The sequence below is a fragment of the Citrobacter sp. W9 genome (assembly GCF_026719375.1).
Lineage (GTDB): Bacteria > Pseudomonadota > Gammaproteobacteria > Enterobacterales > Enterobacteriaceae > Citrobacter > Citrobacter werkmanii.
In genome coordinates, this window is the sequence record NZ_JAPPTE010000005.1 from 13,627 (window position 1) to 40,000 (window position 26,374).

Annotated in this window: 23 protein-coding genes and 1 tRNA gene; 19 read left to right on the top strand and 5 right to left on the bottom strand. The window is 50.6% G+C overall.

Going from position 1 to position 26,374, the window contains the following annotated elements; genetic code table 11:
- Positions 1–92: 92 nt before the first annotated feature.
- Positions 93–1,565 (top strand): MocR-like pyridoxine biosynthesis transcription factor PdxR, encoded by a 1,473-nt coding sequence (gene pdxR, locus OOJ59_RS09700; protein WP_160956367.1) that lies wholly within the window; start codon positions 93–95, stop codon positions 1,563–1,565.
- 45 nt (positions 1,566–1,610) lie between these two features.
- Here pdxR and uxuA read toward each other — a convergent pair whose 3' ends face one another.
- A complete protein-coding gene (gene uxuA / locus OOJ59_RS09705) occupies positions 1,611–2,801 on the bottom strand; it encodes a mannonate dehydratase (protein WP_038642040.1) in 1,191 nt (396 codons plus the stop codon).
- A 202-nt stretch (positions 2,802–3,003) separates the two neighbouring features.
- Between uxuA and OOJ59_RS09710 the strand changes: the two genes are divergently transcribed.
- The 9 genes from OOJ59_RS09710 (at position 3,004) to yejF (ending at position 14,661) form a co-directional block, all read left to right on the top strand.
- Positions 3,004–4,470, top strand: a complete 1,467-nt coding sequence (locus OOJ59_RS09710) for a mannitol dehydrogenase family protein (RefSeq protein ID WP_160956368.1) — start codon at positions 3,004–3,006, stop codon at positions 4,468–4,470.
- A 119-nt stretch (positions 4,471–4,589) separates the two neighbouring features.
- Positions 4,590–5,576 (top strand): CobW family GTP-binding protein, encoded by a 987-nt coding sequence (locus tag OOJ59_RS09715; protein WP_160956369.1) that lies wholly within the window; start codon positions 4,590–4,592, stop codon positions 5,574–5,576.
- A gap of 34 nt (positions 5,577–5,610) precedes the next feature.
- Positions 5,611–6,324 (top strand): phosphatase PAP2 family protein, encoded by a 714-nt coding sequence (locus OOJ59_RS09720; protein ID WP_069323433.1) that lies wholly within the window; start codon positions 5,611–5,613, stop codon positions 6,322–6,324.
- A 413-nt stretch (positions 6,325–6,737) separates the two neighbouring features.
- The gene (mepS, locus tag OOJ59_RS09725; RefSeq protein ID WP_003027474.1) at positions 6,738–7,307 is read left to right on the top strand and encodes a bifunctional murein DD-endopeptidase/murein LD-carboxypeptidase; all 570 of its coding nucleotides are present in this window, start codon (positions 6,738–6,740) and stop codon (positions 7,305–7,307) included.
- A 168-nt stretch (positions 7,308–7,475) separates the two neighbouring features.
- Positions 7,476–9,035 carry a cyclic di-GMP phosphodiesterase gene (locus OOJ59_RS09730; protein ID WP_160956370.1) on the top strand — a complete coding sequence of 520 codons (1,560 nt, stop codon included), beginning with the start codon at positions 7,476–7,478 and terminating at the stop codon, positions 9,033–9,035.
- A 100-nt stretch (positions 9,036–9,135) separates the two neighbouring features.
- Complete coding sequence (locus OOJ59_RS09735) at positions 9,136–10,950, top strand: extracellular solute-binding protein (RefSeq protein WP_121529292.1); 1,815 nt, start codon at positions 9,136–9,138, stop codon at positions 10,948–10,950.
- Positions 10,951–12,045, top strand: coding sequence for a microcin C ABC transporter permease YejB (locus OOJ59_RS09740; RefSeq protein ID WP_160956371.1), 1,095 nt, complete (start codon positions 10,951–10,953; stop codon positions 12,043–12,045).
- The gene (locus OOJ59_RS09745; RefSeq protein ID WP_061382084.1) at positions 12,045–13,070 is read left to right on the top strand and encodes an ABC transporter permease; all 1,026 of its coding nucleotides are present in this window, start codon (positions 12,045–12,047) and stop codon (positions 13,068–13,070) included. Before OOJ59_RS09740 ends, OOJ59_RS09745 begins: the two co-directional genes overlap by 1 nt.
- 1 nt (position 13,071) lies before the next feature.
- Entirely contained in the window at positions 13,072–14,661 is a 1,590-nt protein-coding gene (gene yejF, locus OOJ59_RS09750; RefSeq protein ID WP_160956372.1) for a microcin C ABC transporter ATP-binding protein YejF, read from the top strand.
- 3 nt (positions 14,662–14,664) lie between these two features.
- On the opposite strand, the gene OOJ59_RS09755 is transcribed toward yejF, so the two are convergent.
- The 3 genes from OOJ59_RS09755 to rsuA all read right to left on the bottom strand — a co-directional run bounded on the left by OOJ59_RS09755 (position 14,665) and on the right by rsuA (position 17,257).
- A complete protein-coding gene (locus OOJ59_RS09755) occupies positions 14,665–15,009 on the bottom strand; it encodes a YejG family protein (RefSeq protein WP_029139605.1) in 345 nt (114 codons plus the stop codon).
- A 334-nt stretch (positions 15,010–15,343) separates the two neighbouring features.
- Positions 15,344–16,534 (bottom strand): Bcr/CflA family multidrug efflux MFS transporter, encoded by a 1,191-nt coding sequence (locus tag OOJ59_RS09760; protein ID WP_160956373.1) that lies wholly within the window; start codon positions 16,532–16,534, stop codon positions 15,344–15,346.
- Positions 16,535–16,549: 15 nt separating this feature from the next.
- Positions 16,550–17,257, bottom strand: coding sequence for a 16S rRNA pseudouridine(516) synthase RsuA (rsuA, locus tag OOJ59_RS09765; RefSeq protein WP_160956374.1), 708 nt, complete (start codon positions 17,255–17,257; stop codon positions 16,550–16,552).
- A gap of 151 nt (positions 17,258–17,408) precedes the next feature.
- Here rsuA and OOJ59_RS09770 point away from each other — a divergent pair, with 151 nt between their 5' ends.
- Together OOJ59_RS09770 and rplY are read left to right on the top strand one after the other, a co-directional pair.
- Positions 17,409–19,169: a DEAD/DEAH box helicase gene (locus OOJ59_RS09770; protein WP_159120992.1), complete on the top strand. Its 1,761-nt coding sequence runs from the start codon at positions 17,409–17,411 to the stop codon at positions 19,167–19,169.
- 124 nt (positions 19,170–19,293) lie between these two features.
- Positions 19,294–19,578, top strand: coding sequence for a 50S ribosomal protein L25 (rplY, locus tag OOJ59_RS09775; RefSeq protein ID WP_006683755.1), 285 nt, complete (start codon positions 19,294–19,296; stop codon positions 19,576–19,578).
- A gap of 118 nt (positions 19,579–19,696) precedes the next feature.
- Here rplY and yejK read toward each other — a convergent pair whose 3' ends face one another.
- The gene (yejK, locus tag OOJ59_RS09780) at positions 19,697–20,704 is read right to left on the bottom strand and encodes a nucleoid-associated protein YejK (RefSeq protein ID WP_006683753.1); all 1,008 of its coding nucleotides are present in this window, start codon (positions 20,702–20,704) and stop codon (positions 19,697–19,699) included.
- Between the two features lie 134 nt (positions 20,705–20,838).
- Between yejK and OOJ59_RS09785 the strand changes: the two genes are divergently transcribed.
- The 7 genes from OOJ59_RS09785 to narP all read left to right on the top strand — a co-directional run bounded on the left by OOJ59_RS09785 (position 20,839) and on the right by narP (position 26,276).
- Positions 20,839–21,066 carry a YejL family protein gene (locus OOJ59_RS09785; RefSeq protein ID WP_003027506.1) on the top strand — a complete coding sequence of 76 codons (228 nt, stop codon included), beginning with the start codon at positions 20,839–20,841 and terminating at the stop codon, positions 21,064–21,066.
- Between the two features lie 31 nt (positions 21,067–21,097).
- Positions 21,098–22,858: an LPS biosynthesis-modulating metalloenzyme YejM gene (gene yejM, locus OOJ59_RS09790; protein ID WP_160956375.1), complete on the top strand. Its 1,761-nt coding sequence runs from the start codon at positions 21,098–21,100 to the stop codon at positions 22,856–22,858.
- Positions 22,859–22,932: 74 nt separating this feature from the next.
- Positions 22,933–23,009: transfer RNA gene (locus OOJ59_RS09795), tRNA-Pro, on the top strand.
- 731 nt (positions 23,010–23,740) lie between these two features.
- Positions 23,741–24,304, top strand: a complete 564-nt coding sequence (locus OOJ59_RS09800; RefSeq protein WP_048211134.1) for a hypothetical protein — start codon at positions 23,741–23,743, stop codon at positions 24,302–24,304.
- Positions 24,301–24,633 carry a putative T6SS immunity periplasmic lipoprotein gene (locus tag OOJ59_RS09805; protein WP_069323424.1) on the top strand — a complete coding sequence of 111 codons (333 nt, stop codon included), beginning with the start codon at positions 24,301–24,303 and terminating at the stop codon, positions 24,631–24,633. Before OOJ59_RS09800 ends, OOJ59_RS09805 begins: the two co-directional genes overlap by 4 nt.
- 2 nt (positions 24,634–24,635) lie before the next feature.
- A complete protein-coding gene (locus OOJ59_RS09810; RefSeq protein WP_085047856.1) occupies positions 24,636–25,133 on the top strand; it encodes an Hcp family type VI secretion system effector in 498 nt (165 codons plus the stop codon).
- A 495-nt stretch (positions 25,134–25,628) separates the two neighbouring features.
- Positions 25,629–26,276, top strand: a complete 648-nt coding sequence (gene narP / locus OOJ59_RS09815) for a nitrate/nitrite response regulator protein NarP (RefSeq protein WP_016153764.1) — start codon at positions 25,629–25,631, stop codon at positions 26,274–26,276.
- Positions 26,277–26,374: the final 98 nt, after the last annotated feature.

Consider the following 26,374-nt stretch of genomic DNA (forward strand, 5'->3'; position numbering starts at 1 on the left):
TTATAGGAACAGCATCTACTCTATGAGGTGCATCAAAACGTGAAGAAGAGAAGCTCGTAATATAGTGCGTATATATACATAAGGAATTCCTCATGCTAACACTGACTCTCGATCGAGAAAGCCGTACCCCGCTGCAATTGCAGATATTTCAATTTTATTTCCAGGCCATTCAGCGCGGTGATTTGCTTTGTGGAGATAAACTTCCCTCTATTCGCGAGCAGGCACAGGTATTAAACGTTGCCAAAATAACGGTCGTGATGGCCTATGATAAGCTCATGGCCGCGGGATTAATTAAGAGTCGACAAGGTATCGGCTACGAGGTCATCTTCACCACACCTGTACGCACAACGCCAGCAATCGTGCACGTCGCGCAGGGTTCCCCGCCGATGAAACCTAAAGCGGCTGGGATCCCCACCGATGTTTATGCAGAGCCTGGGCGAGAGTGCTATTGCCAAATGAGCGTTCCCGATCCCAATGCTTTTCCCTGGTCAAGCTGGCGCAAATGGAATAACGCCCCCAGCGTCCTCAAGGAACAATTATTCACCCGATATCATTCACCAAATGGATTATTTTCACTGCGTGAACAATTGGTCAGATACCTTAATTTATCTCGCGGTATAAATACTCGAGCAGAGAACATCATTATTACTAACGGGATTCAGGAAGGACTGTCACTGCTCAGTCAACTCTTTATTAACCATCATACTTTCAGTCAGCAAAAAAAGTGCCATATTGTAACCGAGTCCCCTTGTTATTCGGGTGCCTGGCATCTGTTTAATTATTACGGCGCAGACATTACGCCAATTGCTGTCGATAACCACGGACTGCAAACAGATAATTTACCGGAATATGCTACCCAGCTTTGTTATGTTACTCCAGCGCATCAGTATCCGCTGGGTAGCGTCCTGTCACTGGAGCGGCGTCAGGCATTATTAACATGGGCGCAGCGCGTCGGCGCTTACATTATTGAAGACGATTACGATGCCGTTTTTACCTATGGAGAAAATCCCCTTCCCGCGCTGAAAGCCATGGATTATCACAACCGGGTTATCTATATAGGGACATTTTCCAAAACATTGGGACCAGGAGGACGTCTTGGCTATCTCATTTGCCCTGACGAACTGCTTCCGGCCGTACAGAATATGAAAGCGCTCAACAACAACGGGAGCCAGTGGTTGTTGCAGCAATTTTTGGCCGAATTAATGCAAAATCAGGTGTTTTATACGCATATCAGCAAGCTGGCCTGCAATTATGCGGCACGTCTTACGCTATTACGCGACGGCCTATCCGCACTGTTTCCCGAAGGGAAAATCGCTGGCGCAACGGCAGGTCTGCACCTCTCATTACGCATTGCCTGGTCCCCCGAAATTATCGCCAGGCTACAACAACGCTGCCTGCTGGCCGGGATTCGTTTCGATACGTTGCCAGATATAGAGAATGGCTCAGAAGCCGCATGGCGTGAAGAGAACAGCGACGCAGTTATGTTTTTTGGATTTGGTGGATTGCAGTTACAGCAGATAAAAAGAGTCCTGGCGGTACTGGAGCAGGCGCTATCGCAGCCTTAATGGATTACAGGGATCGAGCCTGCCGCTCAATCCCTGTTGTTCGCCTTACAGCAGATCGCGGAACTGTGTTTGTTTCAGCGCCAGCTCAACGCCACGGACTTCCGCCAGTCCTTTCAGACGACCAATCGCAGAGTAGCCCGGGTTGGTTTTTTTATGCAAATCATCAAGCATCTGGTGCCCGTGATCGGGGCGCATCGGGATTGGACGCAGATCGCCCGCCTTTTTACGACGCTGCTCTTCGCTCAGAATCGCCGCCACCACCGATACCATATCCACATCGCCCTGCAAATGCGCACCTTCGTGGAAGGTTTTCGGGTTATCTTCACGGCAAGTTGAACGCAGATGCGTGAAGTGAATACGATCGCCAAAGGTTTCAATCATTTTCACCAGATCGTTATCGGCGCGTACGCCGTAGGAGCCGGTGCACATGGTGAAACCGTTATTGATGCTGTCGACGGTGTCTTTCAGCCACTGCATATCTTCGATGGTCGAAACGATGCGCGGCAGGCCAAGGATCGGACGCGGCGGATCGTCCGGGTGTACGGCCAGACGCACGCCGACTTCTTCTGCCACTGGCACTATCGCCCGCAGGAATACCGCCATGTTATTGCGCAAGTCGTCTTTGCTGATGCCGTCATATTCAGCAAGGCGCGCACGGAACTGATCCAAGGTATACCCCTCTTCGGCACCGGGCAGACCTGCGATGATATTGCGCGTCAGTTTTTCAATATCGGCCTCGCTCATGGCATTGAAATAGTCCAGCGCCTGGCGTTGTTCTTCCGGGGTGTAATCCGCTTCAGCCCCTGAACGTTTGAGGATATGCAGCTCAAAGGCAGCAAAAGCGATCTGGTCAAAACGCAGCGCTTTGGAGCCGTCCGGCAACTGATACTCGAGATCAGTACGCGTCCAGTCGAGGATCGGCATGAAGTTATAGCACACGGTATCGATGCCGCAGGTCGCCAGATTACGGATACTCTGCTGATAGTTAGCAATCCACGTTTGATATTGACCAGAGTGCGTTTTGATATCTTCGTGGACGGGGATACTTTCCACCACTGACCAGGTCAGCCCTTTTTCAGCCAGAATAGCCTGGCGCTTTTTAATCTCTTCTACCGGCCAGACTTCACCGTTGGCAATGTGGTGCAAGGCGGTCACAACACCCGTTGCGCCAGCCTGACGCACATCATCAAGCGATACTGGATCGTTAGGTCCGTACCAACGCCAGGTTTGTTCCATGGTTTCACCTCACAAGTTGTTATACCAAATTAGACTCACTTAATGACGACTACCATACAGGCATCTGGGCGAGGATCAACAAACCCGCAATGATTGGTTGATCCAGCTCACATTACCCGGATAAATGAGGCACACCAATTCAATTTGCTGTCATATAACTTTATACTGCCATTGTTAATTAATGGTTAATCAGGTGTATTGAATGAAAACTATTGCCTCAGTGCCGCTCGCGAAAAATGTCATGATGCCGCAGTACGATCGCCAACAATTAAAAACGCGGATTGTGCATTTTGGTTTCGGTGCTTTTCACCGTGCCCATCAGGCATTACTGACCGATCGGGTACTGAATGCACAGGGTGGGGACTGGGGAATTTGTGAGATAAGTCTGTTCAGCGGCGATCGACTAATGAGTCAGCTTCGCGAGCAGGATCATTTATTTACCGTGTTAGAAAAAGGGGCGAATGGCAACCAACCGATTGTTATCGGCTCCGTCAAAGAATGTCTGAACGCCACGCTGGATTCGCTGGCGGCCATTATCGAAAAATTCTGTGAACCTCAGGTGGCGATTGTCTCGTTAACGATTACGGAAAAAGGCTACTGCATCGATCCGGCAACAGGCTCGCTGGATCTTTCTCATCCACGCATTATTCATGATCTACAGACTCCGGCTGAGCCACATTCCGCACCCGGCATTATTGTTGAAGCGCTGCACCGCCGACGTGAACGCGGGCTGCAACCTTTTACCGTCCTCTCCTGCGATAATATCCCGGATAATGGCCATGTGGTAAAAAACGCCGTACTGGGAATGGCGGAGAAACGCTCACATGAGCTGGCCCACTGGATCCAGGAGCATGTCAGCTTCCCGGGTACCATGGTGGACAGGATTGTTCCTGCCGCCACCGAAGAGTCACTGGCTGAAATCGCCCGCGAGTTGGGGGTGGCCGATCCCTGCGCAATCAGCTGTGAGCCCTTTATTCAGTGGGTGATTGAAGACAATTTTGTGTGTGGTCGTCCGCAGTGGGAAACCGCCGGCGTACAAATGGTTGAAAACGTTCTGCCGTGGGAACAAATGAAATTGCGAATGCTGAACGGTAGTCATTCGTTTCTCGCGTATCTCGGCTATCTGGCCGGGTTTCAGCACATTAGCGACTGCATGCAGGACAGCGCTTTTCGTGAAGCCGCCTACCGTCTGATGCTCAACGAACAGGCGCCTACCCTGCAAATCACCGATGTTGATTTAGACCAGTATGCCGCTAGCCTGCTGGAACGCTTTGCCAACCCGGCGTTGAAGCATAAAACCTGGCAAATCGCGATGGATGGTAGCCAAAAATTACCCCAGCGTATGCTGGAAGGGATCCGCGTACATTTAGCACGGCGCAGCGAGTGGCCGCTGCTGGCGCTCGGCGTCGCAGGCTGGATGCGTTACGTGAGCGGAGTGGATGATTCAGGTGCGACCATTGATATTCGTGATCCATTGAGCGAGAAAATCAGCGCGCTTGTGAAGCAGAGTACAGACTCAGAACGCGTCAGCGCCCTGCTGTCTCTGCATGAGATTTTCGCCACCGATCTGGTACAGAATCCGCAGTTTGTTGCGGCTATTCAGCTCGCCTGGCAGCGTATTGCCCAATATGGTGCGCATCAGGCTGTCATTGAAACGTTAAAAAGTTAACGATTTCTGCCATTAATCAGGACGAAGCGCGTCTTCGTCCTCTCACCCCTTCTCTTTTTCCCCGTTTTTCGCCAGGATTGTTAAATGCCATTACGGCAATTTATGATTCTGGAGTAAATGTGACTAAAACCAATCTCATCACCGGTTTTCTCGGCAGTGGCAAAACCACCTCTATTCTTCATTTATTGGCAAACAAAGATCCCGCAGAGAAGTGGGCCGTACTGGTCAATGAGTTTGGCGAAGTCGGTATTGATGGCGCCCTGTTAGCCGACAGCGGCGCATTGCTAAAAGAGATCCCCGGCGGCTGCATGTGCTGTGTTAACGGTCTGCCAATGCAGGTTGGCCTCAATACGTTGTTGCGTCAGGGAAAACCCGACCGACTGCTCATTGAACCTACCGGCCTCGGACATCCCAAACAGATTCTGGATTTACTTACCGCGCCGGTTTACGAACCGTGGATCGATTTGCGCGCGACCCTTTGTATTCTTGATCCTCGCCAGCTACTGGATGATAAAAGCGTCGCCAATGACAATTTCCGCGATCAACTGGCTGCCGCCGATATCATCGTCGCCAACAAAGCTGACCGCGCCACAACGGAAAGCGAAAACGCCCTGCAAACCTGGTGGCAGCACTATGGCGGCAATCGTCAGTTGGTTCATGCCGATCATGGAAATATTGCCGGTCAATTACTGGATTTGCCCCGACTAAACCTGGCGCAGCTTCCCGCAAGCGCTGAGCACGCCCATAGTCATGCTGACAAGAAAGGGCTGGCGGCGTTAAGTTTGCCCGCGCAACAGCGTTGGCGTCGCAGCCTGAACAGCGGTCAGGGTCATCAGGCCTGCGGCTGGATCTTTGACGCCGATACGGTGTTCGATACCATCGGCCTGCTGGAATGGTCGCGCCTTGCACCCGTAGGGCGTGTCAAAGGTGTAATGCGTATCAAAGAGGGGCTGGTGCGCATTAACCGTCAGGGAGACGACTGGCATATTGAGACGCAAAACGTCGCTCCGCCGGATAGCCGTATTGAACTCATCTCCGATACCGACACCGACTGGAATACGTTACAGAGCGCATTGTTGAGACTTCGTTTAGACGGTAGCGCGTAAGGTTGCCTTCGTTTTATAGCAATGGTAAACGACGATGAAAACCCGATACCCTCTTATTATACTGCTCAATATTGCAGGTATAGCGCTGTTTCTGTCCTGGTATATTCCCGCCGGGCACGGGTTCTGGTCCTCACTGGATACGGGCGTCTTCCGTTTCTTCAATCAGAAGCTGGTTGAAAGCCCGCTGTTTCTGTGGATTGTTGCGATCACCAATAACCGGGCATTTGATGGCTGCTCGTTGTTGGCTATGGGCGCACTGATGCTGCACTTTTGGCTGAAGGATACGGCGGAAGGTCGCCGGCGTATTGTGGCTATTGGTCTGGTGATGCTGCTCACCGCAGTGGTATTAAATCAGTTGGGCCAGGCGCTTATTCCGGTTAAACGCGCCAGCCCTACTCTGATGCTGGATAATATTTATCGCGTCAGCGAACTGCTGCATATTCCAACCAAAGATGCCTCCAGAGACAGTTTTCCTGGCGATCACGGCATGATGCTGCTTATTTTTTCCGCATTTATGCTGCGTTATTTCGGAAAAGTTGCAGGCATAATCGGCCTTATTATCGCTGTGGTTTTTGCTTTTCCACGCGTAATGATCGGCGCTCACTGGCTCACCGATATCGTGGTCGGCTCCATGACGGTTGTGCTGATTGGCTTACCCTGGTGGCTAATGACGCCATTAAGCGATCGTCTGGTCACGCTGTTTGTGAATTATCTGCCCGGCAAAAACAAACAATTTTCAAACAAATAACGCAAAACAATTAACATCATCAGGGAAACTTCTGATTCCCTGATGATGACGACTGATATTCCATCATTCTGATTGTCATTCTCCTGTCATCTTATTCATGTTTAGAATGAATGGCTTGCATATTTTTTACGCTAATTGTTCTTAATTTAGCCAATGCCGTTTATTCACTTTCTGTATCAATTTTTCTTATAAGAAATCACATAAAATCTCTCGCAATGACTGGGGCGATCGGGTAACCTCGAACTCGTTTTGCCTCGCGGGACAATTATTCCCTTTCTGAATAAATTTGTGCGTTCTGCCACAGATTTGACCTTAAGGAATTGTCTCATCGTGCGATGGTAATTAGTCTCGTCACGTTTGGCATTTTTTATAACGATATTTATCGTTAAGGACTTCAAGGGAAAACAAACAAAATGGTCAAATCTCAACCGATTTTGAGATATATCTTGCGGGGCATACCCGCGATAGCAGTTGCGGTTCTGCTTTCTGCATGTAGTACCACGAACACCGCCAGAAATATGCATTCTGAGACGCATGCTGTGGGCAATGGAGATAACTCTTCACTGCAAGCCTCTCAGGATGAATTTGAAAATATGGTCCGTAATATCGATGTTAAATCACGTATTATGGATCAGTATGCTGACTGGAAAGGCGTGCGTTACCGCCTTGGCGGCAGCACCAAAAAAGGTATTGATTGCTCCAGCTTCGTACAGCGTACGTTCCGTGAGCAGTTTGGTTTAGAGCTTCCGCGCTCAACCTACGAACAACAGGAAACGGGTAAATCCGTTTCGCGTACTAATCTGCGCACAGGCGATCTGGTTCTGTTCCGTGCTGGCTCCACAGGCCGCCACGTCGGTATCTATATCGGCAACAACCAGTTTGTTCATGCCTCGACCAGCAGTGGCGTTATCATTTCCAGCATGAACGAGCCTTACTGGAAAAAACGTTACAACGAAGCTCGCCGGGTTCTGAGCCGCAGTTAATTTCGTTTGGCAGCTATCCCTTGGCTATCCTGATGAGACATATCAAAAGCACTGCTTCGGCGGTGCTTTTTTGTTTCGTCTCTCGACTAAGAAAAATCTCACAGCATGGACCATTTCAGGTTATATTCATACAGAATAAGCGGTTACTACAGGTAAACATAAGGAACTATGTTCAGACGCAGCTCTTCATCCGGTCGGAAAATCCTGCTTTCCTGTATGTTAACGGGGCTTATCGTCGCATTGCTCGTGAGTACCCTGCAATTTTTGGTTACCTGGCATAAGCGAGAGGTTAAGTACGAAACGCTGCTTGCCGATATCCAGAATTATGTCAGTAGTTACTTTGCAGATCTCAAAACCACCACAGATGCGCTTCAACCCCTGCTGGAAAAGAACTGCCAGCAAGTCGCTGCAAAACTTACCTCCAGTGCGGCTTTTAACCTCAACGTTCGCGCTTTTTTGCTGGTAAAAGACGGCATTGCTTTTTGCTCCTCCGCAACAGGCGCAATGAACGCCCCCATTTTGTCGCTGATCCCCAAGCTGAATATCAACAAAGATGTTGATGTGGAAATACTTTCCGGGACGCCCATGATGCCGGATAAGCCAGCGATAATGATTTGGCACCGCAATCCCTCGTTCCATAACAGCGGCGTATTTTCTTCATTGAATATCAACCTGGCGCCCTATCTGCTTTATACCGCCCGCGAGGATAATTTTAATGGTATTGCCGTTATTGCTGGCGACACGGCTATTTCAACATTTTCATCCCGAATTATGGACGTCTCTGCGCTGCCTAACACGCCATGGCGCCAGGCGACGCTTAAAGAGGTACCGCTGAAGATTCGTTTGTATGCGCAAGAGTGGACGTACAACGACATCTGGTACGCGATTATGTTGGGATGTATGGCCGGGATTATCACCGGGGTTCTCCTCTGGTATTACATCTTCACTGTCCGGTTACGCCCTGGTAAAGATATCCTCCACGCCATCAAACATAATCAATTTTATGTGGTGTACCAGCCCGTCGTAGAGATGCAAACGCTGGAGGTAAAAGGTGTTGAGGTGTTATTACGTTGGCATCATCCATCAACGGGTGAGATCCCACCGGATGCCTTCATTCATTATGCAGAATCGCAGAAAATGATTGTCCCGCTGACCCAACATCTCTTTAAGTTGATAGCGCAGGACGCCCCGACGCTGCAAAAAGTGTTTCCTGCTGGCGCCAAACTGGGGATTAACATCGCACCAACGCACCTGCACGGCGAGAGTTTTAAAGATGACATCCGACGGCTGCGCGCCTCGCTTCCCGCGAACCATTTTCAGTTAGTGCTGGAAATCACTGAACGCGATATGCTTAATCAACACGAGGCGACACAGCTATTCGAATGGCTACACTCTGTTGGCTTTGAAATTGCTATTGATGATTTCGGCACCGGTCATAGCGCGCTTATCTATCTGGAACGCTTCACCGTTGACTACCTGAAAATCGATCGCGGGTTTATTAACGCCATCGGCACAGAAACCCTGACCTCTCCGGTTCTGGACGCCGTGTTGACACTCTCTAAGCGTCTTAATATGCTGACGGTTGCTGAAGGGGTAGAAACACCTGAGCAAGCTCGTTGGCTGCGCGATCGTGGAGTACATTTTTTCCAGGGATACTGGATTAGCCGACCGTTAAAGCTTGCTGATTTCGCGCGTTGGATGGCGCAGCCCAATAAGCCAACGTGGTGATCGCAGTTTGCGATTCATATACTCTTACTCGCCGCCACACCCCTTATCTCTCAGGCATGATGCCCGTCGGGTTGTGACAGGAAAAGGAAAGCGCTTTTATATGATCCCTCGCCTACTGCTGCTGTTTATCGCCCTCATCGGGTTTAGCGTTCAGGCGCAATCCATCAAAGAAAGCTATGCGTTTGCCGTACTGGGCGAACCGAAGTACGCGTTTAACTTTAACCACTTTGATTACGTTAACCCAGCCGCGCCCAAAGGCGGGCAAATCACCCTCTCCGCGATTGGTACGTTCGATAACTTCAACCGCTATGCAATGCGTGGCAATCCCGGCGCGCGCACCGAAACGCTGTACGATACGCTTTTTACCACCTCTGACGACGAGCCTGGCAGCTATTACCCGCTCATTGCCGACAGCGCGCGCTATGCTGACGACTATTCCTGGGTAGAAATCGCCATTAATCCACGGGCGCGTTTTCACGATGGCTCCCCCATTACCGCCAGCGATGTCGCCTTCACCTTTCACAAATTTATGACTGAAGGCGTGCCGCAGTTTCGCCTCGTCTACAAAGGCACAACGGTAAAAGCCATTGCACCGTTAACCGTGCGTATTGAATTAGCCAAACCGGGCAAAGAGGATATGCTCAGCCTGTTTTCATTACCCGTGATGCCTGAGAAATACTGGAAGGATCATAAACTCAGCGATCCCTTATCTTCCCCACCGCTTGCCAGCGGCCCGTACCGTATCACCCAGTGGAAAATGGGCCAGTATATTGTCTATTCGCGTGTCAAAGATTATTGGGCCGCGAACCTGCCCGTTAACCGCGGACGCTGGAACTTTGATACCATCCGCTACGATTACTATCTTGATGACAACGTCGCCTTTGAAGCGTTTAAGGCCGGGGCGTTTGATCTGCGTCTGGAGAACGATGCCAAAAACTGGGCGACACGTTATACCGGCAAAAATTTCGCAAATCATTACATCATCAAAGATGAGCAGAAAAACGAATCCGCACAGGATACGCGTTGGCTGGCCTTTAATATTCAGCGTCCGGTATTCAGCGATCGACGCGTACGTGAAGCCATCACGCTGGCCTTTGATTTTGAATGGATGAATAAAGCCCTGTTCTATAACGCCTGGAGCCGGACAAACAGCTATTTTCAGAATACCGAGTATGCCGCAAAAAATTACCCCGATGCGGATGAACTGGTGATACTCGCGCCATTGAAAAAAGATCTCCCCCCTGAGGTCTTCAGCCAAATTTATCAGCCGCCGAAATCAACAGGTGATGGCTACGATCGTGATAACTTATTGAAAGCCAATACCTTACTGGAACAGGCTGGCTGGATACTAAAGGGACAGCAGCGCGTGAACAGCGCCAGCGGTAAACCCCTGAGCTTCGAACTGTTGCTCCCGGCGGGCAGTAACAGCCAGTGGGTACTGCCGTTCCAGCACAACCTGCAGCGCTTAGGCATCACCATGAACATCCGCCAGGTTGATAATTCGCAAATCACGAACCGCCTGCGCAGTCGCGACTATGACATGATGCCGAGGTTGTATCGCGCGATGCCGTGGCCGAGTTCGGACCTGCAAATTCTGTGGGCTTCTGAATACATTGACTCCAGCTACAATGCGCCCGGCGTGCAAAGCCCGGTGATTGATAAATTGATCAATCAAATCATCGCGGCGCAAGGTGATAAAGCCAAACTGATCCCGCTGGGACGGGCGCTGGACAGGGTATTAACCTGGAACTACTACATGTTGCCGATGTGGTACATGGCCGAGGATCGTATCGCCTGGTGGGACAAATTTTCACATCCTGCTATTCGCCCAATTTACACCATCGGCCTCGATAACTGGTGGTATGACGTCAACAAAGCGGCGAAGCTACCCGCAGCCAGACGACAGGGAGAGTAAATGGGCGCTTATCTGATTCGACGTCTGCTGCTGGTGATTCCGACGCTCTGGGCCATCATCACCATCAACTTTTTTATCGTGCAAATTGCCCCCGGCGGTCCCGTTGAGCAGGCCGTCGCCGCTATTGAGTTCGGGCAAAGTGGCGCCTTACCCGGCGCGGGCAGCGAAGGCGTTCGCGCCAGCCACGCGCAAACCGGCGTGGGTAACATCAGCGATAGCAATTATCGCGGAGGCCGCGGTCTGGATCCGGAAGTAATTGCAGAAATCACCCGCCGCTACGGGTTCGATAAACCTATTCATGAGCGTTACTTCAAAATGCTCTGGGACTACATTCGTTTCGATTTCGGCGACAGCCTGTTTCGTAGCGCTTCGGTGCTGACGCTTATCAAAGACAGCCTGCCCGTTTCCGTTACGCTTGGGCTGTGGAGCACACTCATCATCTATCTGGTGTCGATCCCGCTAGGTATCAGTAAAGCGGTACACAATGGCAGTCGATTCGATGTGTGGAGCAGCGCATTCATTATTATCGGCTATGCCATCCCGGCATTTCTGTTTGCGATTTTGCTGATCGTCTTTTTTGCCGGGGGAAGCTACTACGATCTGTTCCCGCTGCGCGGGCTGGTTTCCGCCAACTTTGATTCTCTGCCCTGGTATCAAAAAATAACCGACTATCTCTGGCATATTACCCTGCCGGTGCTGGCGACGGTGGTTGGCGGGTTTGCCGCGCTGACCATGCTGACTAAAAACTCATTTCTGGATGAAGTCCGCAAACAGTATGTCGTTACCGCGCGCGCCAAAGGGGTAAGCGAGAAAAATATTCTATGGAAACATGTGTTTCGCAACGCGATGTTACTGGTGATAGCAGGTTTCCCGGCAACGTTTATCAGCATGTTTTTTACCGGCTCGCTGCTGATTGAAGTCATGTTCTCGCTTAACGGACTGGGGTTACTGGGGTATGAATCCACCGTATCACGCGACTACCCGGTGATGTTTGGCACGCTCTATATCTTCACCCTGATCGGACTGCTGCTGAATATTCTCAGTGATATCAGCTATACGCTGGTCGATCCCCGTATTGATTTTGAGGGACGCTAATGTCGCGATTAAGCCCCGTCAATCAGGCCCGCTGGGCGCGTTTTCGTCATAACCGCCGCGGCTACTGGTCGCTGTGGATTTTTCTGGTGTTGTTTGGCCTTAGCCTGTGTTCCGAACTGATTGCCAACGATAAGCCGCTGCTGGTGCGCTATGACAGCAGTTGGTATTTCCCTCTGTTCAAAAACTACAGTGAAAGCGACTTTGGCGGACCACTGGCGACCAAAGCTGATTATCAGGATCCCTGGCTACAGCAGCGCCTGGAGAAGCAGGGCTGGATCCTGTGGGCGCCCGTACGCTTTGGGGCCACCAGCATTAACTTTGCCACCGATAAGCCCTTCCCTTCCCCACCTTCTGCGCAAAACTGGCTGGGGACGGACGCCAACGGCGGCGACGTGCTGGCGCGTATCCTCTACGGCACGCGTATCTCGGTCCTGTTTGGTTTAATGCTGACCCTGTGTTCCAGCGTGATGGGTATCATGGCTGGCGCTATTCAGGGCTATTATGGCGGCAAGGTGGACCTGTGGGGGCAGCGATTCATTGAGGTTTGGTCTGGTATGCCAACGCTGTTTCTGATCATTTTGCTGTCGAGCGTGGTCCAGCCCAACTTCTGGTGGCTGCTGGGCATTACCGTGCTGTTTGGCTGGATGAGTCTGGTTGGCGTGGTGCGTGCGGAATTTTTACGTACCCGAAACTTTGATTACATTCGTGCCGCGCAGGCGCTCGGCGTGAGCGATCGCAGTATTATTCTGCGTCATATGCTACCCAACGCGATGGTCGCCGCCCTGACTTTTTTACCGTTTATATTATGCGCCTCGATAACCACCCTGACCTCGCTGGATTTTCTCGGATTCGGCTTACCGCTTGGCTCGCCATCGTTGGGAGAACTCCTGTTACAAGGTAAAAATAACCTGCAGGCGCCGTGGCTTGGGATCACTGCGTTCATCTCCGTTGCCCTGCTTTTATCGCTACTGATCTTTATTGGTGAAGCGGTACGCGACGCGTTTGATCCCAATAAGGCGATTTAAAATGACACAACCTCTGTTAGCTATTGAGAATTTATCGGTAGGTTTTCGCCACCAGGAGAGTGTGCGCACCGTGGTCAACACTCTCTCATTGCGGGTTGATGCCGGGCAAACGCTGGCGCTGGTGGGCGAATCTGGCTCAGGGAAAAGTGTGACCGCGCTTTCTATTCTGCGCTTATTACCGTCCCCTCCTGCGGTCTATCTTGCCGGTGATATTCGTTTCCATGGTGAATCATTGCTTCACGCCGACGAGCAGACGCTTCGCGGCGTACGAGGGAACAAAATCGCCATGATTTTCCAGGAGCCGATGGTGTCACTGAACCCGCTTCACAACCTGGAAAAACAGCTTTACGAGGTGCTGTCGCTGCATCGGGGAATGCGTCGTGAGGCCGCCCGGGCAGAGATTCTGACCTGTCTGGACCGCGTCGGGATCCGTCAGGCGGCCAAACGTCTCGCAGATTACCCGCACCAGTTGTCCGGCGGTGAGCGCCAACGTGTGATGATCGCCATGGCGCTGCTAACGCGGCCAGAACTGCTGATTGCCGATGAACCCACCACCGCGCTGGATGTCTCCGTCCAGGCGCAGATCCTGCAACTGCTGCGGGAGTTACAGCGAGAGCTGAACATGGGATTACTGTTCATCACCCATAACCTCAGCATTGTGAAAAAGCTGGCCGATACCGTGGCGGTCATGCAAAACGGCCTGTGCGTTGAGCAAAATCGTGCCGCACAACTGCTCTCCGCGCCCTCGCATCCGTACACGCAGAAATTGTTAAACAGCGAACCTTCCGGTGACCCGGTCCCCTTACCTGTAGGGCAAGCTCCCTTGCTGGAAGTGGAAAAACTCCGCGTCGCCTTCCCTGTCCGCAAAGGCATTCTGAAGCGCGTAGTAGACCATAACGTCGTGGTCAACGACGTCAGTTTTTCCCTGCGGCCCGGTGAAACGCTGGGGCTGGTCGGTGAGTCAGGTTCCGGGAAAAGCACCACCGGGCTGGCGCTACTGAGGCTAATCACATCGCAGGGGAGTATTGTGTTCGATGGCCAGGCGTTGCATACCTTAAATCGTCGCCAGCTGTTACCCGTACGTCACCGCATTCAGGTGGTATTTCAGGATCCTAACTCCTCGCTAAACCCACGTTTAAGCGTGCTACAAATTATTGAGGAGGGACTACGCGTTCATCAACCGACACTTACTGCCGAACAACGTGAAGCGCAGGTGAAAGCGGTCATGACGGAAGTGGGGCTGGATAGCGAAACGCGACATCGTTATCCCGCAGAGTTTTCCGGTGGTCAACGTCAACGCATAGCCATTGCCCGGACGTTGATTCTAAAACCTTCGCTGATCATTCTGGATGAGCCGACATCCTCACTCGACAGGACCGTACAGGCGCAAATCCTGATGTTGTTAAAGTCCTTACAGGAAAAGCATCGTCTGGCCTATATTTTTATCAGCCATGATTTGCATGTCGTACGCGCGTTGTGCCATCAGGTTATTGTGCTAAGGCAGGGAGAAGTTGTGGAACAGGGGCAATGCGAGCACGTATTTAACGCGCCACAACAGGCCTATACGCGTCAGCTGCTCGCGCTAAGCTGACGCTCAAAACGGATTGTTATTTGAAAAAGGTTCTGCGATTGCCACGCCGAAATTTTTCAGTCTGCAGGTCGCAGCAAACTCATCCTGACGATTCACAAACAGGCACGGCTCCCCTTCGCATTCCAGAACGGAACAAGGAACCTCAATGTCACTGAGGGCCTGGCTGAGTTTATGCATGACTGACCACGCGCTATCACCATCCGGGCTGAGCAATTTGAGCGCCACCAGGCTGTTCTCATTGCTCTGGCCGTTTTGCGGAATCGGTTCAACTTTCGAACCTGCGAAACCCACCGACCAACGATAGCACTGCGGCAGACGATGAACGATTGAGAGTTGTAATGTCATCACTTTCTTTCCCTGGAAGCACAATCACTTCACAATTATTTTACATCAATATTAACACATCATTGACAAAACGTCTTTAAACAGTTGGTAAACGTTTACACCCATGTCCATATGCTGCTTTCCGAACCAGGTATTTAAATTTATTCAATGGTTCTGGCAAATTTCCGGGCTATATGTACTCGTTTCTGCGATCTAACTCAACCTTTTTAACTACAATGATGTGACTTTTTACATAAATTGATTTTACATAAAATAAACATAAGCAGGAGAATTGATAGATTTGCGGTTGATATACATCAACTCTGGAGGCCTTATGACCTCCAGGTTGTGTATTAGATCACCGTTTTTTGGCGCGACTGGCGTAGAGATAGAAGAGAATAGAGCTGGTGGCGCAAAACGCTATCGACCAAATCATCGGCCAGGCCGAGTTAAAGGTCGCCAGTGACAACAGTGCCCCAACAATAGCGCCAATGCCAAAGCGGAACGTCCCCGCCAAAGATGATACCGTTCCCGCCATGTGTGGGAATTCATCCAGGATGACCGCCATCGCGTTAGATGACACCATCGACACGCAGCCGACAAATGCCGCCACGCCCACCACCAGCGCCCAAAAACCTACCCCGAATAGCGCACTGAAAACCATCCAGCCCGCCATCACAAACTGGATCCACAGCCCCGCACGGAACATATTCAATGCCCCAACCCGGCGAACAAAGCGGCTGTTGATGATGGTCATCACGAACAGGAAAACAATATTCAGCGCGAAGTAGTAACCGAAATGCTGCGGTGAAACATGGTTAATCTCAATGTAGACAAAAGGCCCGGCGCTAAGGAAAGAAAACATTCCGGCAAAGCTGAACCCGCTGGCCAGCATATAGCTCAGTACGCGCTTATGACGAAACAACGAGGCAAAGTTGCCAAGAGTAGTGCGCAAGCGAAACGGCTGGCGACGCTCTACGGGCAATGTTTCTTTGATCAGCGTAAAGATCATCACTGAAGCCAGAATAGCCGCCACGGCGAGGATCCAAAAGATATAGTGCCAGCTCAGCCATACCAGCACCCAGCCGCCCACAATGGGCGCCAGCAATGGCGCTATCGTGGTGACCAACATGACGAATGACATCATGCGCGAGAACTCTTCCTTCGGATAGATATCGCGCATCAGGGCGTTGATAACCACGCTCGCCGCCGCAGCCGCCAGACCATGGAAGAAACGCATTATGATCAGTTGATCGATAGTTTGCGCCAGCGCACAGGCAACTGCCGCCGCCGCAAACACCAGCGTTCCGCCCAGTATTACCGGCTTACGCCCAATGCTGTCTGCCATTGGACCATACAGCAACTGCCCCACCGCAAAACCTAAAATATAGGTACTGAGGGTCATCTGCGCGCTACCGGCAGGCACACCAAACTGTTCAGAGATAACAGGCAGCGCCGGAAGATACATATCAATCGACAAGGGCATCAGCATGGCTAACAAGCCAAGGATAAAGACAATGGCAATTGACGAGTTCTGCCGGGTGGTCACATTTAGCTCCTGAGATTAACGCGGGGTTAAGTTAACGCTGGCAATTTCTTCTTCAGTTAATGGACGGTATTCGCCAGGCTCAAGGTCATCATCAAGCTTAATGGCGCCGATCCGTTCACGGTGCAGTTCAACAACGTGGTTCCCCACGGCGGCGAACATGCGTTTCACCTGATGATAGCGCCCTTCGCTGATGGTCAATCGCACCTGAGTTGGCGTAATGACTTCCAGCACGGCCGGCTTTGTCAGGTCTTTTTCGTTATGCAGTTGTACGCCCCGGGCAAACTGCCCGGCGGTATCATCCGCCACCGGCGATTCCAGCGTCACCAGATAGGTTTTCTCACAATGGTGACGTGGCGAAGTGATGCGATGCGACCACTGTCCGTCATCGGTCATCAGCACCAGTCCGGTGGTGTCGATATCCAGACGGCCTGCCGCATGTAATTTGTGTGCGACGGGTTCATCGAGGAAATAAAGAACCGTCGGGTGATCCGGATCATCCGTTGAACAAACATAGCCCTGCGGCTTATTCAACATAAAATAGCGCGGGCCATTCTGTTGAATCAGGGAATTGCCGTCATATTCGACGTCATGTTCTGGCAGCAGCTTAAAGGCGCTATTTCTGACGATTTCACCGCCGACGGTAACGCGGTTAGCACGGATCTCACGCCCGGCAATAGCGCGGCTGACGCCGAGTTGCTGAGCGATAAATTTATCAAGTCGCATGAGTGTGATTTTTGCCTGTAAAAATACGAGAATCGGGTTTGCGCCCGAAAAGTGGGACTGTTATCCGCCCAGTATAGCGGCGTTACACCATCCCTCAAGGGAAATGATTCATGGCATACTATTCATTGTTACTGTTTACCTTAGTGAGCCCATGATTTTTACTCTTCGCCCGTACCAACAAGAAGCCGTGGACGCCACGCTCAACCATTTTCGCCACCACCGCACGCCGGCGGTTATCGTCCTGCCAACCGGCGCGGGCAAAAGCCTGGTGATAGCGGAACTGGCCCGCGTGGCGCGTGGTCGCGTGCTGGTACTGGCGCACGTCAAAGAGCTGGTCGCGCAAAACCACGCCAAATATTGCGCGTTGGGGCTGGAGGCCGATATTTTTGCCGCAGGGCTGAAGCGTAAAGAGAGCCACGGAAAAGTGGTATTTGGCAGCGTACAGTCGGTGGCGCGTAATCTGGATGCCTTTCAGGGAGAGTTTTCCCTGCTTATCGTCGATGAATGTCACCGCATCGGTGATGATGAAGAGAGTCAGTATCAGCAAATCCTCACTCACCTGACCAACGTCAATCCCCATTTACGCCTGCTGGGGCTTACCGCCACGCCTTTTCGTCTGGGTAAAGGCTGGATTTACCACTTTCATTATCACGGAATGGTGCGCGGCGATGAAAAAGCGCTGTTTCGCGACTGCATTTATGAATTACCGCTGCGCTATATGATTAAACACGGCTACCTGACGCCGCCGGAACGCCTCGACATGCCGGTCGTGCAGTATGACTTCAGCCGCCTGCAGGCACAAAGTAACGGCCTGTTCAGCGAGGCGGACCTTAATCGGGAATTAAAAAAGCAGCAGCGAATCACGCCGCATATCATCAGCCAGATTATTGAGTTTGCCCAGACGCGCAAAGGGGTGATGATTTTCGCCGCCACCGTTGAACACGCCAAAGAAATTCTGGGCCTGCTGCCTGCTGACGATGCCGCGCTTATTACCGGAGATACGCCAGGCGCGGAGCGTGACGTACTGATTGAAGAGTTTAAAGCCCAGCGCTTTCGCTTTCTGGTGAATGTGTCGGTCCTGACTACCGGCTTCGATGCCCCACACGTCGACCTTATCGCCATTCTCCGCCCGACGGAATCAGTCAGCCTGTACCAACAAATTGTTGGTCGCGGACTGCGCCTGGCCCCAGGTAAAACCGACTGTCTGATCCTCGATTACGCGGGTAATCCCCACGATCTGTACGCCCCGGAAGTGGGTGCGCCGAAGGGAAAAAGCGACAACGTGCCGGTACAGGTGTTCTGCCCTGCCTGCGGATTTGCCAACACCTTCTGGGGCAAAACAACAGCTGACGGCACGCTGATTGAACACTTTGGTCGCCGCTGCCAGGGATGGTTTGAAGATGATGACGGTCATCGCGAACAGTGCGACTTTCGTTTCCGTTTTAAAAATTGCCCGCAGTGCAACGCGGAAAATGACATTGCCGCCCGCCGCTGCCGTGAATGCGATACGGTGCTGGTCGACCCGGATGATATGCTGAAAGCGGCGTTGAGGCTAAAAGATGCGCTGGTCCTGCGCTGTAGTGGTATGGTGTTACAAAATGGCCAGGATGAAAAAGGCGAATGGCTAAAAATCACCTATTACGATGAAGACGGAGCCGACGTCAGCGAACGCTTTCGTCTACACACTCCCGCGCAGCGTACGGCATTCGAACAACTGTTTATTCGCCCGCACACCCGTACCCCCGGTATTCCCTTACGCTGGATAACCGCCGCCGATATCCTCGCCCAGCAGGCGCTGTTACGCCATCCTGATTTCGTGGTTGCGCGCATGAAAGGTCAGTACTGGCAGGTGCGTGAAAAGGTCTTCGATTATGAAGGTCGCTTTCGCCGGGCACATGAATTACGCGGTTAATTGTACTTTTGATTGATGTACCAGCCGTTTGAGTATAGAATCTCGCCCGCTTTTGCATACGCAAAGCAGATCACTTACCTGTTGCTGGGTCGCCTGTAGCAGGAATTATTAAAGAGAGATTTAAATGTTTACTATCAACGCTGAAGTACGTAAAGAGCAGGGTAAGGGTGCGAGCCGCCGCCTGCGTGCCGCTAACAAGTTCCCGGCAATCATCTACGGTGGCGCAGAAGCCCCGATTGCTATCGAACTGGATCACGATGCAGTTATGAACATGCAAGCTAAAGCTGAATTCTACAGCGAAGTTCTGACCATCGTTGTTGACGGTAAAGAAGTTAAAGTTAAAGCTCAGGCTGTACAGCGTCACGCTTTCAAGCCGAAGCTGACTCACATCGACTTCGTTCGCGCGTAATCGCCTGGAAGTTGAAGAAAACCCCGCCTCGGCGGGGTTTTTTTATGGAATTTTGTTCGCGATAAAGATGAATCACGCAGGCCGGATAAGGCGTTTGCGCCCCATCCGGCAAACAGTTTTATTTCCCGCCCGACGTGCGGCGCTGGAGCTGGTCGCGCAGGTTCGGCGGCGTACCTTTGATGGTCAGGGTATCTGTAGCCGGATCCCAGAAAATACGCTCGCCCAGCAGCATAGCGTCAAAATTAATGGTTAACCCACCGCCGCTGCCGGCAAATTTGGTTAATTGGCGCAACGTACTGCGATCCGCCGGGAAGCTCTCTTCCAGCTCATACCCTTTATCAGCAGCGAATTCGCTGAAGCTGACTTCACTGACGCCGGAAAGCTCTTTAGACAGCGACTCCAGCTCAATCTCTTCACCGGCCTGTAGCTGCTCGTTGCAGTAGCTGTACACCTGCTGCCGCACGTTCTGGCGCTCGGCTTTATCCAGTTGCGCCTCATTGGTGAAGTCATCGACCGCCTGCAGCAGACCGCGGTTTTGCGCTTTGGCGTTCAGACCTTCGCTGGCGCCGAGAAAGTCCATGAAGAAATCGGCGACTTTGCGCCCTACTCGCCCTTTCAGGAACGTCAGATAGCGTGTGGACTCCGGATTGGTTTCCCACTCGGTTAAATCAATACGCGCCACGATGTCCGCATGATTGATATCCAGATAGTGCGTCGGATTGATATCCAGATTTTCATTGACGCGCATGCTGCTTAAATTGTTCAGTACGGCAACCAGCAGATACTCTACCGCCAGATAGCGGTAATGGCAGAACAAGACAATACCACCATCGGCAAAAGGATATTTCGCCAGCTCGTCCCGCAAACGCCCTGTCGCGGCACGGCTAAAGGCCAGAAAATCCTCTTCACCCTGACGCTGTAAACGCAGCGTTTGCGCCAGCTCGCTCTCTTCGCTGAACAGGCCATAGGCTTTATTCTTGGCGCTATACACCCGATGCAGTTCAGCCATCATATCGACAACGGTCGCTGTCGGTTCCAGTAATGAATCGCGCAAGACCAGCTCAAGGTTTTGCTCATCACGTTTGATAAGCTGGTGCAGGGCAATCTGGTTGATATCCAGACTCATGATAAACTCTCCTTTTAGACCGGGCGGTATTCAACCACCTGCCGGGCAGTGACGCAATAGAAGATAAAAAAGCAGAAAAAAAACTGTCCGTACGGTAATATGTTGCCCTTTCATGAACAGACTGATTTCGATTTATGCCACAAATTTCCCGCTATAGTGACGAACACGTTGAACAACTGCTGAATGAGATGCTCAACGTACTGGAAAAACATAAGGCGCCGACCGATCTTTCCCTGATGGTACTGGGAAACATGGTGACTAACCTTATCAATACAAGCATCGCACCGGCCCAGCGCCAGGCGATTGCCAACTCTTTTGCCCGCGCATTACAGTCTTCGGTAAACGACGACCAAGCGCATTAAGAGCCTGATCCGGGGAAACGAACAACAGTTTATGGTAACTCATCGTCAGCGCTACCGTGAGAAAGTCTCCCAGATGGTTAGCTGGGGGCACTGGTTTGCTTTGTTCAACATTCTGTTGGCCATGGTACTCGGTAGCCGTTACCTGTTTGTCGCCGACTGGCCGACTACGCTTGCAGGGCGCGTTTATTCCTACCTGAGCGTTGTCGGGCATTTTAGCTTCCTGGTGTTTGCCACCTATCTGCTGATCCTGTTTCCCCTGACGTTTATCGTCATGTCCCAGAGGCTGATGCGATTCTTATCAGCAATCCTGGCGACGGCTGGCATGACGTTGTTGTTAATCGACAGCGAAGTTTTTACCCGCTTCCACCTGCACCTCAACCCGATCGTCTGGGAACTGGTCATTAACCCTGACCAGAATGAAGCGGCGCGTGACTGGCAACTGATGTTTATCAGCGTGCCGGTTATTCTGTTAATCGAAATGCTGTTTGCGACCTGGAGCTGGCAAAAACTACGTAGCCTGACGCGTCGTCGCCATTTTGCTAAACCGTTAGCCGCATTCTTCTTCGTTTCCTTTATCGCCTCGCATGTGGTGTACATCTGGGCAGACGCCAATTTCTATCGCCCTATTACCATGCAACGCGCGAACCTGCCGCTCTCCTACCCGATGACGGCACGCAAGTTTCTGGAAAAACATGGTCTGTTGGATGCGCAAGAATATCAACGCCGCCTGATCGAGCAGGGAAACCCGGAAGCGGTTTCCGTGCAGTACCCGCTCAGCGAACTGCGCTACCGCGATATGGGAACCGGACAGAACGTTCTGCTGATCACCGTAGACGGCCTGAACTACTCCCGTTTTGAAAAACAGATGCCAGCGCTGGCTGAATTCGCTGAGCAGAATATCGCCTTTACGCGTCACATGAGCACAGGCAACACCACGGATAACGGGATTTTTGGCCTGTTCTATGGCGTTTCTCCAAGCTATATGGACGGCATTTTGTCGACCCGAACGCCTGCGGCGCTGATCTCTGCGCTGAACCAGCAGGGATATCAGTTGGGGCTATTCTCCTCGGATGGCTTTACCAGCCCACTTTATCGCCAGGCGCTACTGTCCGATTTCTCTATGCCGAGCGTGCAAACGCAGTCTGACGAGCAGACCGCCAGCCAGTGGATCAACTGGCTGGGCCGCTACGCGCAGGAAGATAACCGCTGGTTCTCCTGGGTCTCCTTTAACGGGACGAACCTGAACGACAGTAACCAGAAGAACTTTGCTAAACGCTACGCCAATGCCGCTCAGGATGTGGATGCCAACATTAACCGGATCCTTAGCGCCCTGCGCGACTCCGGTAAACTGAACAACACGGTGGTGATTATTACCGCGGGCCGGGGCGTACCGCTGACTCAGGAAGAGAACAATTTTGCCTGGTCGCGCGGTCATCTGCAGGTTCCTCTGATTATTCACTGGCCGGGAGCACCTGCTCAGCGCATCAATAGCCTGACCGATCATACGGACCTGATGACGACGCTCATGCAACGTCTGCTCCACGTCAGCACGCCAGCTAACGAGTACTCGCAGGGCCAGGATTTGTTTAATGCAACCCGCCGCCATTACTGGGTTACCGCCGCCGACGGCAGCACGCTGGCGATTACCACGCCAGAGATGACGCTGGTGCTTAACAACAACGGTAACTATCAGACCTATGATTTACACGGTGAGAAGATAAAAGATCAGAAACCGCAACTGAGCCTGCTGCTGCAAGTTCTGACGGATGAGAAACGATTTATTGCTAACTGATTAATTATAAATCAGTTAGCAAGCCATCCTCTTGCATTCACGCTGGAAAGCAGTAGTATTGTCAGCCATAGCGTCGGCACGTAGCGCAGCCTGGTAGCGCACCGTCATGGGGTGTCGGGGGTCGGAGGTTCAAATCCTCTCGTGCCGACCAAAAATCCCAAAAAAACCAACCCTTGTGGTTGGTTTTTTTATACCTATATTCTGAACGGGTAAGTAACGGGGATTAATCGGGGAAAAATCCCCGACGCAAAGCGTCGACTTCGCGGTAAAATTTCAGCTATACACATCACCGGGAAGTCATCAACCTCATTTATGAAAAAGGAATTTTGATAGTCTGCCCGGTGCAAAAGATATCCTGAAGCAATGCTATTGTCAGAGAAAACGAATTTAAGGAACTCATCCTTTTGTTGCTTTTTCTGAAACAGTTGAGCTTCCCTTTCCACATCGCCATCATCTACCTATAGCTTACCCATTTCTGATGTCGTAGATAATTTCCCCACAATGGTCTTCAACCACAGACAACTTCGTATTAGCAACGTCAAATTTACAAAGTTGCTAAAGTAGCCAACCATCGACATAGCAAAGGCTGCTATTTTTGATTTATCATCACTTATCGTTTTCTGTCCAGCCAAATACACCGCGTACAGAACGCTTCCCAAAGAGAATGAAGCCAAGAAGGTTTTAAAGTCACACAGGCCCCAGCCCAATCATAATACCCTGCATTCACTTTGTAATGACAAGGCTGATTTATTCAGTAAACAGATGATTTATAATAATTTAATTTTAAAGAATTCAGAATTTATCCCGGAAAGAAACATTCCCAATGCTTTAGGGTAGGAGTACGATTAGCGCATAAAACAATACAAATAATATGGATATGCTATGCCCGTAGACTGGACAATAAACCCCACGTCGGGAACTCCCATAGTCCCCGGAGGGGTCAGGCAACTTACAATAGGAGAGATTGCACTAGCCAGGACGCTGTTTGGTGGAAGTATTATCTATAGCAAGGTGTGGGTACACCTTGAAAGCTATCTCCCCTTCAATATGCAACCCGTAAATGTTGCCATGACGCCAAACGGTGAACTTTGGTTTAGAGAGGGAACTTATTCACCTGATTTCTCTTTGGAACGTGACATACAGAAAAAGCACAGATTCATGCATGAGATGGTTCACGCCTGGCAAGCACAGAAGGGAATGTTTGTCAGAACCAGAGGTTTGTTCTCTCGTTTCGCTGATTACAGTTACAGTTTAGATAAGGCTGATTTTCTTCATTACGGATTAGAACAGCAAGCATCAATAGCCAGTGATTATTGGTTACTTCTCACATATGGATTTAATAGTGGCACCTCATATTTATCTGTATACAGAGATTACAATCCTAATGAATCAGTTTATTCTTTAATATCAAAATACAAAGCTGTTATGAAAGGATTTCCCGGATGAAAAAATCAACTATTATCCCCTTAATATTTCTTCTGTCAGGCTGCCCCGGTGGAGGTGTACCAGTTCCACAGCAACGTAGTGTTTTTAAACAAGGCGATACTATTTGCTTCACTGTAAATAAAACAGATGTTTTAGAGCGTTATAGTATCTACTATTCGCCTGGCAGGAAATATACAGTTATTAAAGCAGATGATGGAATCTCTCTAAAATATCCTGACACTTGCTTTAAAATTAAATTAAAGCACGGATATATATATAATATATCTTATTCTCTCAATAATAAAAGCTATTCAGATTCATTCTTTATAGATAACGATGGAAACTATTAATCATGTCATTACCAGCTTATTTATTTTTATATGATGAAAACGGAATGCAGATTCCGGGAGATTGTTTATCCTTAGGCCGTGAAGGTGCTATAGAAGTCATGAATAGTAGTTACGGTGTGAGACAGCCTGTTGATAGCAACACTGGCAGCATGACAGGCTGTAGGCAGCATAATCCCGTAATTGTGCATAAGCAACTTGATAAAGTCAGCCCTTACCTGGCTGTAGCTGTTTGTGAAGGGAAGAGACTGCAAAAGGCAGTCATTAAATATTATGAGACTATAGAAGCAGGGATCGAAGTAGAGATTTATAATATTACTCTGGAAGATGTCGTTATATCCTCTGTAGATTTTACACATGTCTACTACCCCGGTAGTTCATCTCCTAATATGCATGAGGTAGTAGGTCTTAGATTCCATGACATTGAATGGAATTATGTTAGAGGGAATATTAAATACAATGATGCCTGGATGAAACCAGCAAAAAAAGAACAGCAACAATAAATAAACGGGCATCACGCGCCCTCTATTTCATCAATCAATTTTAAACTCAACAATATCAGAACGTGGGTAACGTTTTTGTACCTGGGTACCCATTCCTGATGAAGAACGACGGCTGATGCGTAAAGACGTACGGGTCGATCCTCAATGCTCCAGATTGTTACACCATAACCATTTGTGAACGTTGGTTCTCAATAAGGCGCTGTAACTATACATTACTGACAGAACCGTAACCGTATGCAGGATCGGCCCGATTGCAGATACTGAAAAGTTATGCCATAGCCTGCTGCCATTTTCCACCCGCCCCCCAGCCCCCTCCCGGCGTCTTACCGTTCTTGAGCATCACATTGTCCATGTATTCTCCCTCTCTTCAGCACAGGTTTTACTACTTACCCATGCACAAATTGGGGTAAAATTTATCCTCTCATCAGCGCGATGAATCTGGACGATTGATGCGCTGAAAACAATAATGATACTAATAAAACTCAGGAGAATAGTATGCCTGAAGCAACGCCTTTTCGGGTGCTGATTGTCGATGACCACCCACTGATGCGGCGGGGAATTAGTCAATTATTGCAACTGGATCCCGCATTTAACGTAGTAGCTGAAGCAGGTGACGGCGCAAGTGCGATCGATCTGGCAAACCGTCTGGACCTTGACGTGATCCTGTTGGATCTCAATATGAAAGGTATGAGTGGGCTGGATACCCTGAATGCGCTGCGTCGGGACGGTGTGACCGCACAAATTATCATTCTGACCGTTTCGGATGCTGCCAGCGATGTATACGCCCTAATTGACGCGGGTGCGGATGGTTATTTGCTCAAAGACAGCGATCCTGAAGTCCTGCTGGAAGCCATTCGCAGCGGAGCCAAAGGCGGTAAAGCGTTCAGTACACGCGTCAGTGAATATCTGCGCGAACGCGACCTGTTCGGCGCACAAGAAGATCCGTTCAGCATTCTCACCGAACGCGAGCTGGATGTCTTGCACGAACTGGCTCAGGGGCTGTCGAATAAACAGATTGCTTCAGTGCTGAATATTTCCGAACAGACGGTGAAGGTGCATATTCGCAACCTGCTGCGCAAACTCAACGTGCGCTCTCGCGTTGCTGCCACTATTTTGTTTTTGCAAACGCGCGGTATGCAATAACCAGATATTGCCCGATAGCGCTACGCTTATCGGGCCTACACGTCACGTGCATCGCCAGGCCGGATAAGACGCGTTGCGTCGCCATCCGGCATCTTCCA

What these genes read in the sequence shown, in the direction of transcription:
- pdxR (WP_160956367.1), top strand. Translation starts at nt 93, where the DNA reads ATGCTAACACTGACTCTCGATCGAGAAAGCCGTACCCCGCTGCAATTG.
- uxuA (WP_038642040.1), bottom strand. Translation starts at nt 2,801, where the DNA reads ATGGAACAAACCTGGCGTTGGTACGGACCTAACGATCCAGTATCGCTT.
- OOJ59_RS09710 (WP_160956368.1), top strand. Translation starts at nt 3,004, where the DNA reads ATGAAAACTATTGCCTCAGTGCCGCTCGCGAAAAATGTCATGATGCCG.
- OOJ59_RS09720 (WP_069323433.1), top strand. Translation starts at nt 5,611, where the DNA reads ATGAAAACCCGATACCCTCTTATTATACTGCTCAATATTGCAGGTATA.
- mepS (WP_003027474.1), top strand. Translation starts at nt 6,738, where the DNA reads ATGGTCAAATCTCAACCGATTTTGAGATATATCTTGCGGGGCATACCC.
- OOJ59_RS09730 (WP_160956370.1), top strand. Translation starts at nt 7,476, where the DNA reads ATGTTCAGACGCAGCTCTTCATCCGGTCGGAAAATCCTGCTTTCCTGT.
- OOJ59_RS09735 (WP_121529292.1), top strand. Translation starts at nt 9,136, where the DNA reads ATGATCCCTCGCCTACTGCTGCTGTTTATCGCCCTCATCGGGTTTAGC.
- OOJ59_RS09740 (WP_160956371.1), top strand. Translation starts at nt 10,951, where the DNA reads ATGGGCGCTTATCTGATTCGACGTCTGCTGCTGGTGATTCCGACGCTC.
- OOJ59_RS09745 (WP_061382084.1), top strand. Translation starts at nt 12,045, where the DNA reads ATGTCGCGATTAAGCCCCGTCAATCAGGCCCGCTGGGCGCGTTTTCGT.
- yejF (WP_160956372.1), top strand. Translation starts at nt 13,072, where the DNA reads ATGACACAACCTCTGTTAGCTATTGAGAATTTATCGGTAGGTTTTCGC.
- rsuA (WP_160956374.1), bottom strand. Translation starts at nt 17,257, where the DNA reads ATGCGACTTGATAAATTTATCGCTCAGCAACTCGGCGTCAGCCGCGCT.
- OOJ59_RS09770 (WP_159120992.1), top strand. Translation starts at nt 17,409, where the DNA reads ATGATTTTTACTCTTCGCCCGTACCAACAAGAAGCCGTGGACGCCACG.
- rplY (WP_006683755.1), top strand. Translation starts at nt 19,294, where the DNA reads ATGTTTACTATCAACGCTGAAGTACGTAAAGAGCAGGGTAAGGGTGCG.
- yejK (WP_006683753.1), bottom strand. Translation starts at nt 20,704, where the DNA reads ATGAGTCTGGATATCAACCAGATTGCCCTGCACCAGCTTATCAAACGT.
- OOJ59_RS09785 (WP_003027506.1), top strand. Translation starts at nt 20,839, where the DNA reads ATGCCACAAATTTCCCGCTATAGTGACGAACACGTTGAACAACTGCTG.
- yejM (WP_160956375.1), top strand. Translation starts at nt 21,098, where the DNA reads ATGGTAACTCATCGTCAGCGCTACCGTGAGAAAGTCTCCCAGATGGTT.
- OOJ59_RS09800 (WP_048211134.1), top strand. Translation starts at nt 23,741, where the DNA reads ATGCCCGTAGACTGGACAATAAACCCCACGTCGGGAACTCCCATAGTC.
- OOJ59_RS09805 (WP_069323424.1), top strand. Translation starts at nt 24,301, where the DNA reads ATGAAAAAATCAACTATTATCCCCTTAATATTTCTTCTGTCAGGCTGC.
- OOJ59_RS09810 (WP_085047856.1), top strand. Translation starts at nt 24,636, where the DNA reads ATGTCATTACCAGCTTATTTATTTTTATATGATGAAAACGGAATGCAG.
- narP (WP_016153764.1), top strand. Translation starts at nt 25,629, where the DNA reads ATGCCTGAAGCAACGCCTTTTCGGGTGCTGATTGTCGATGACCACCCA.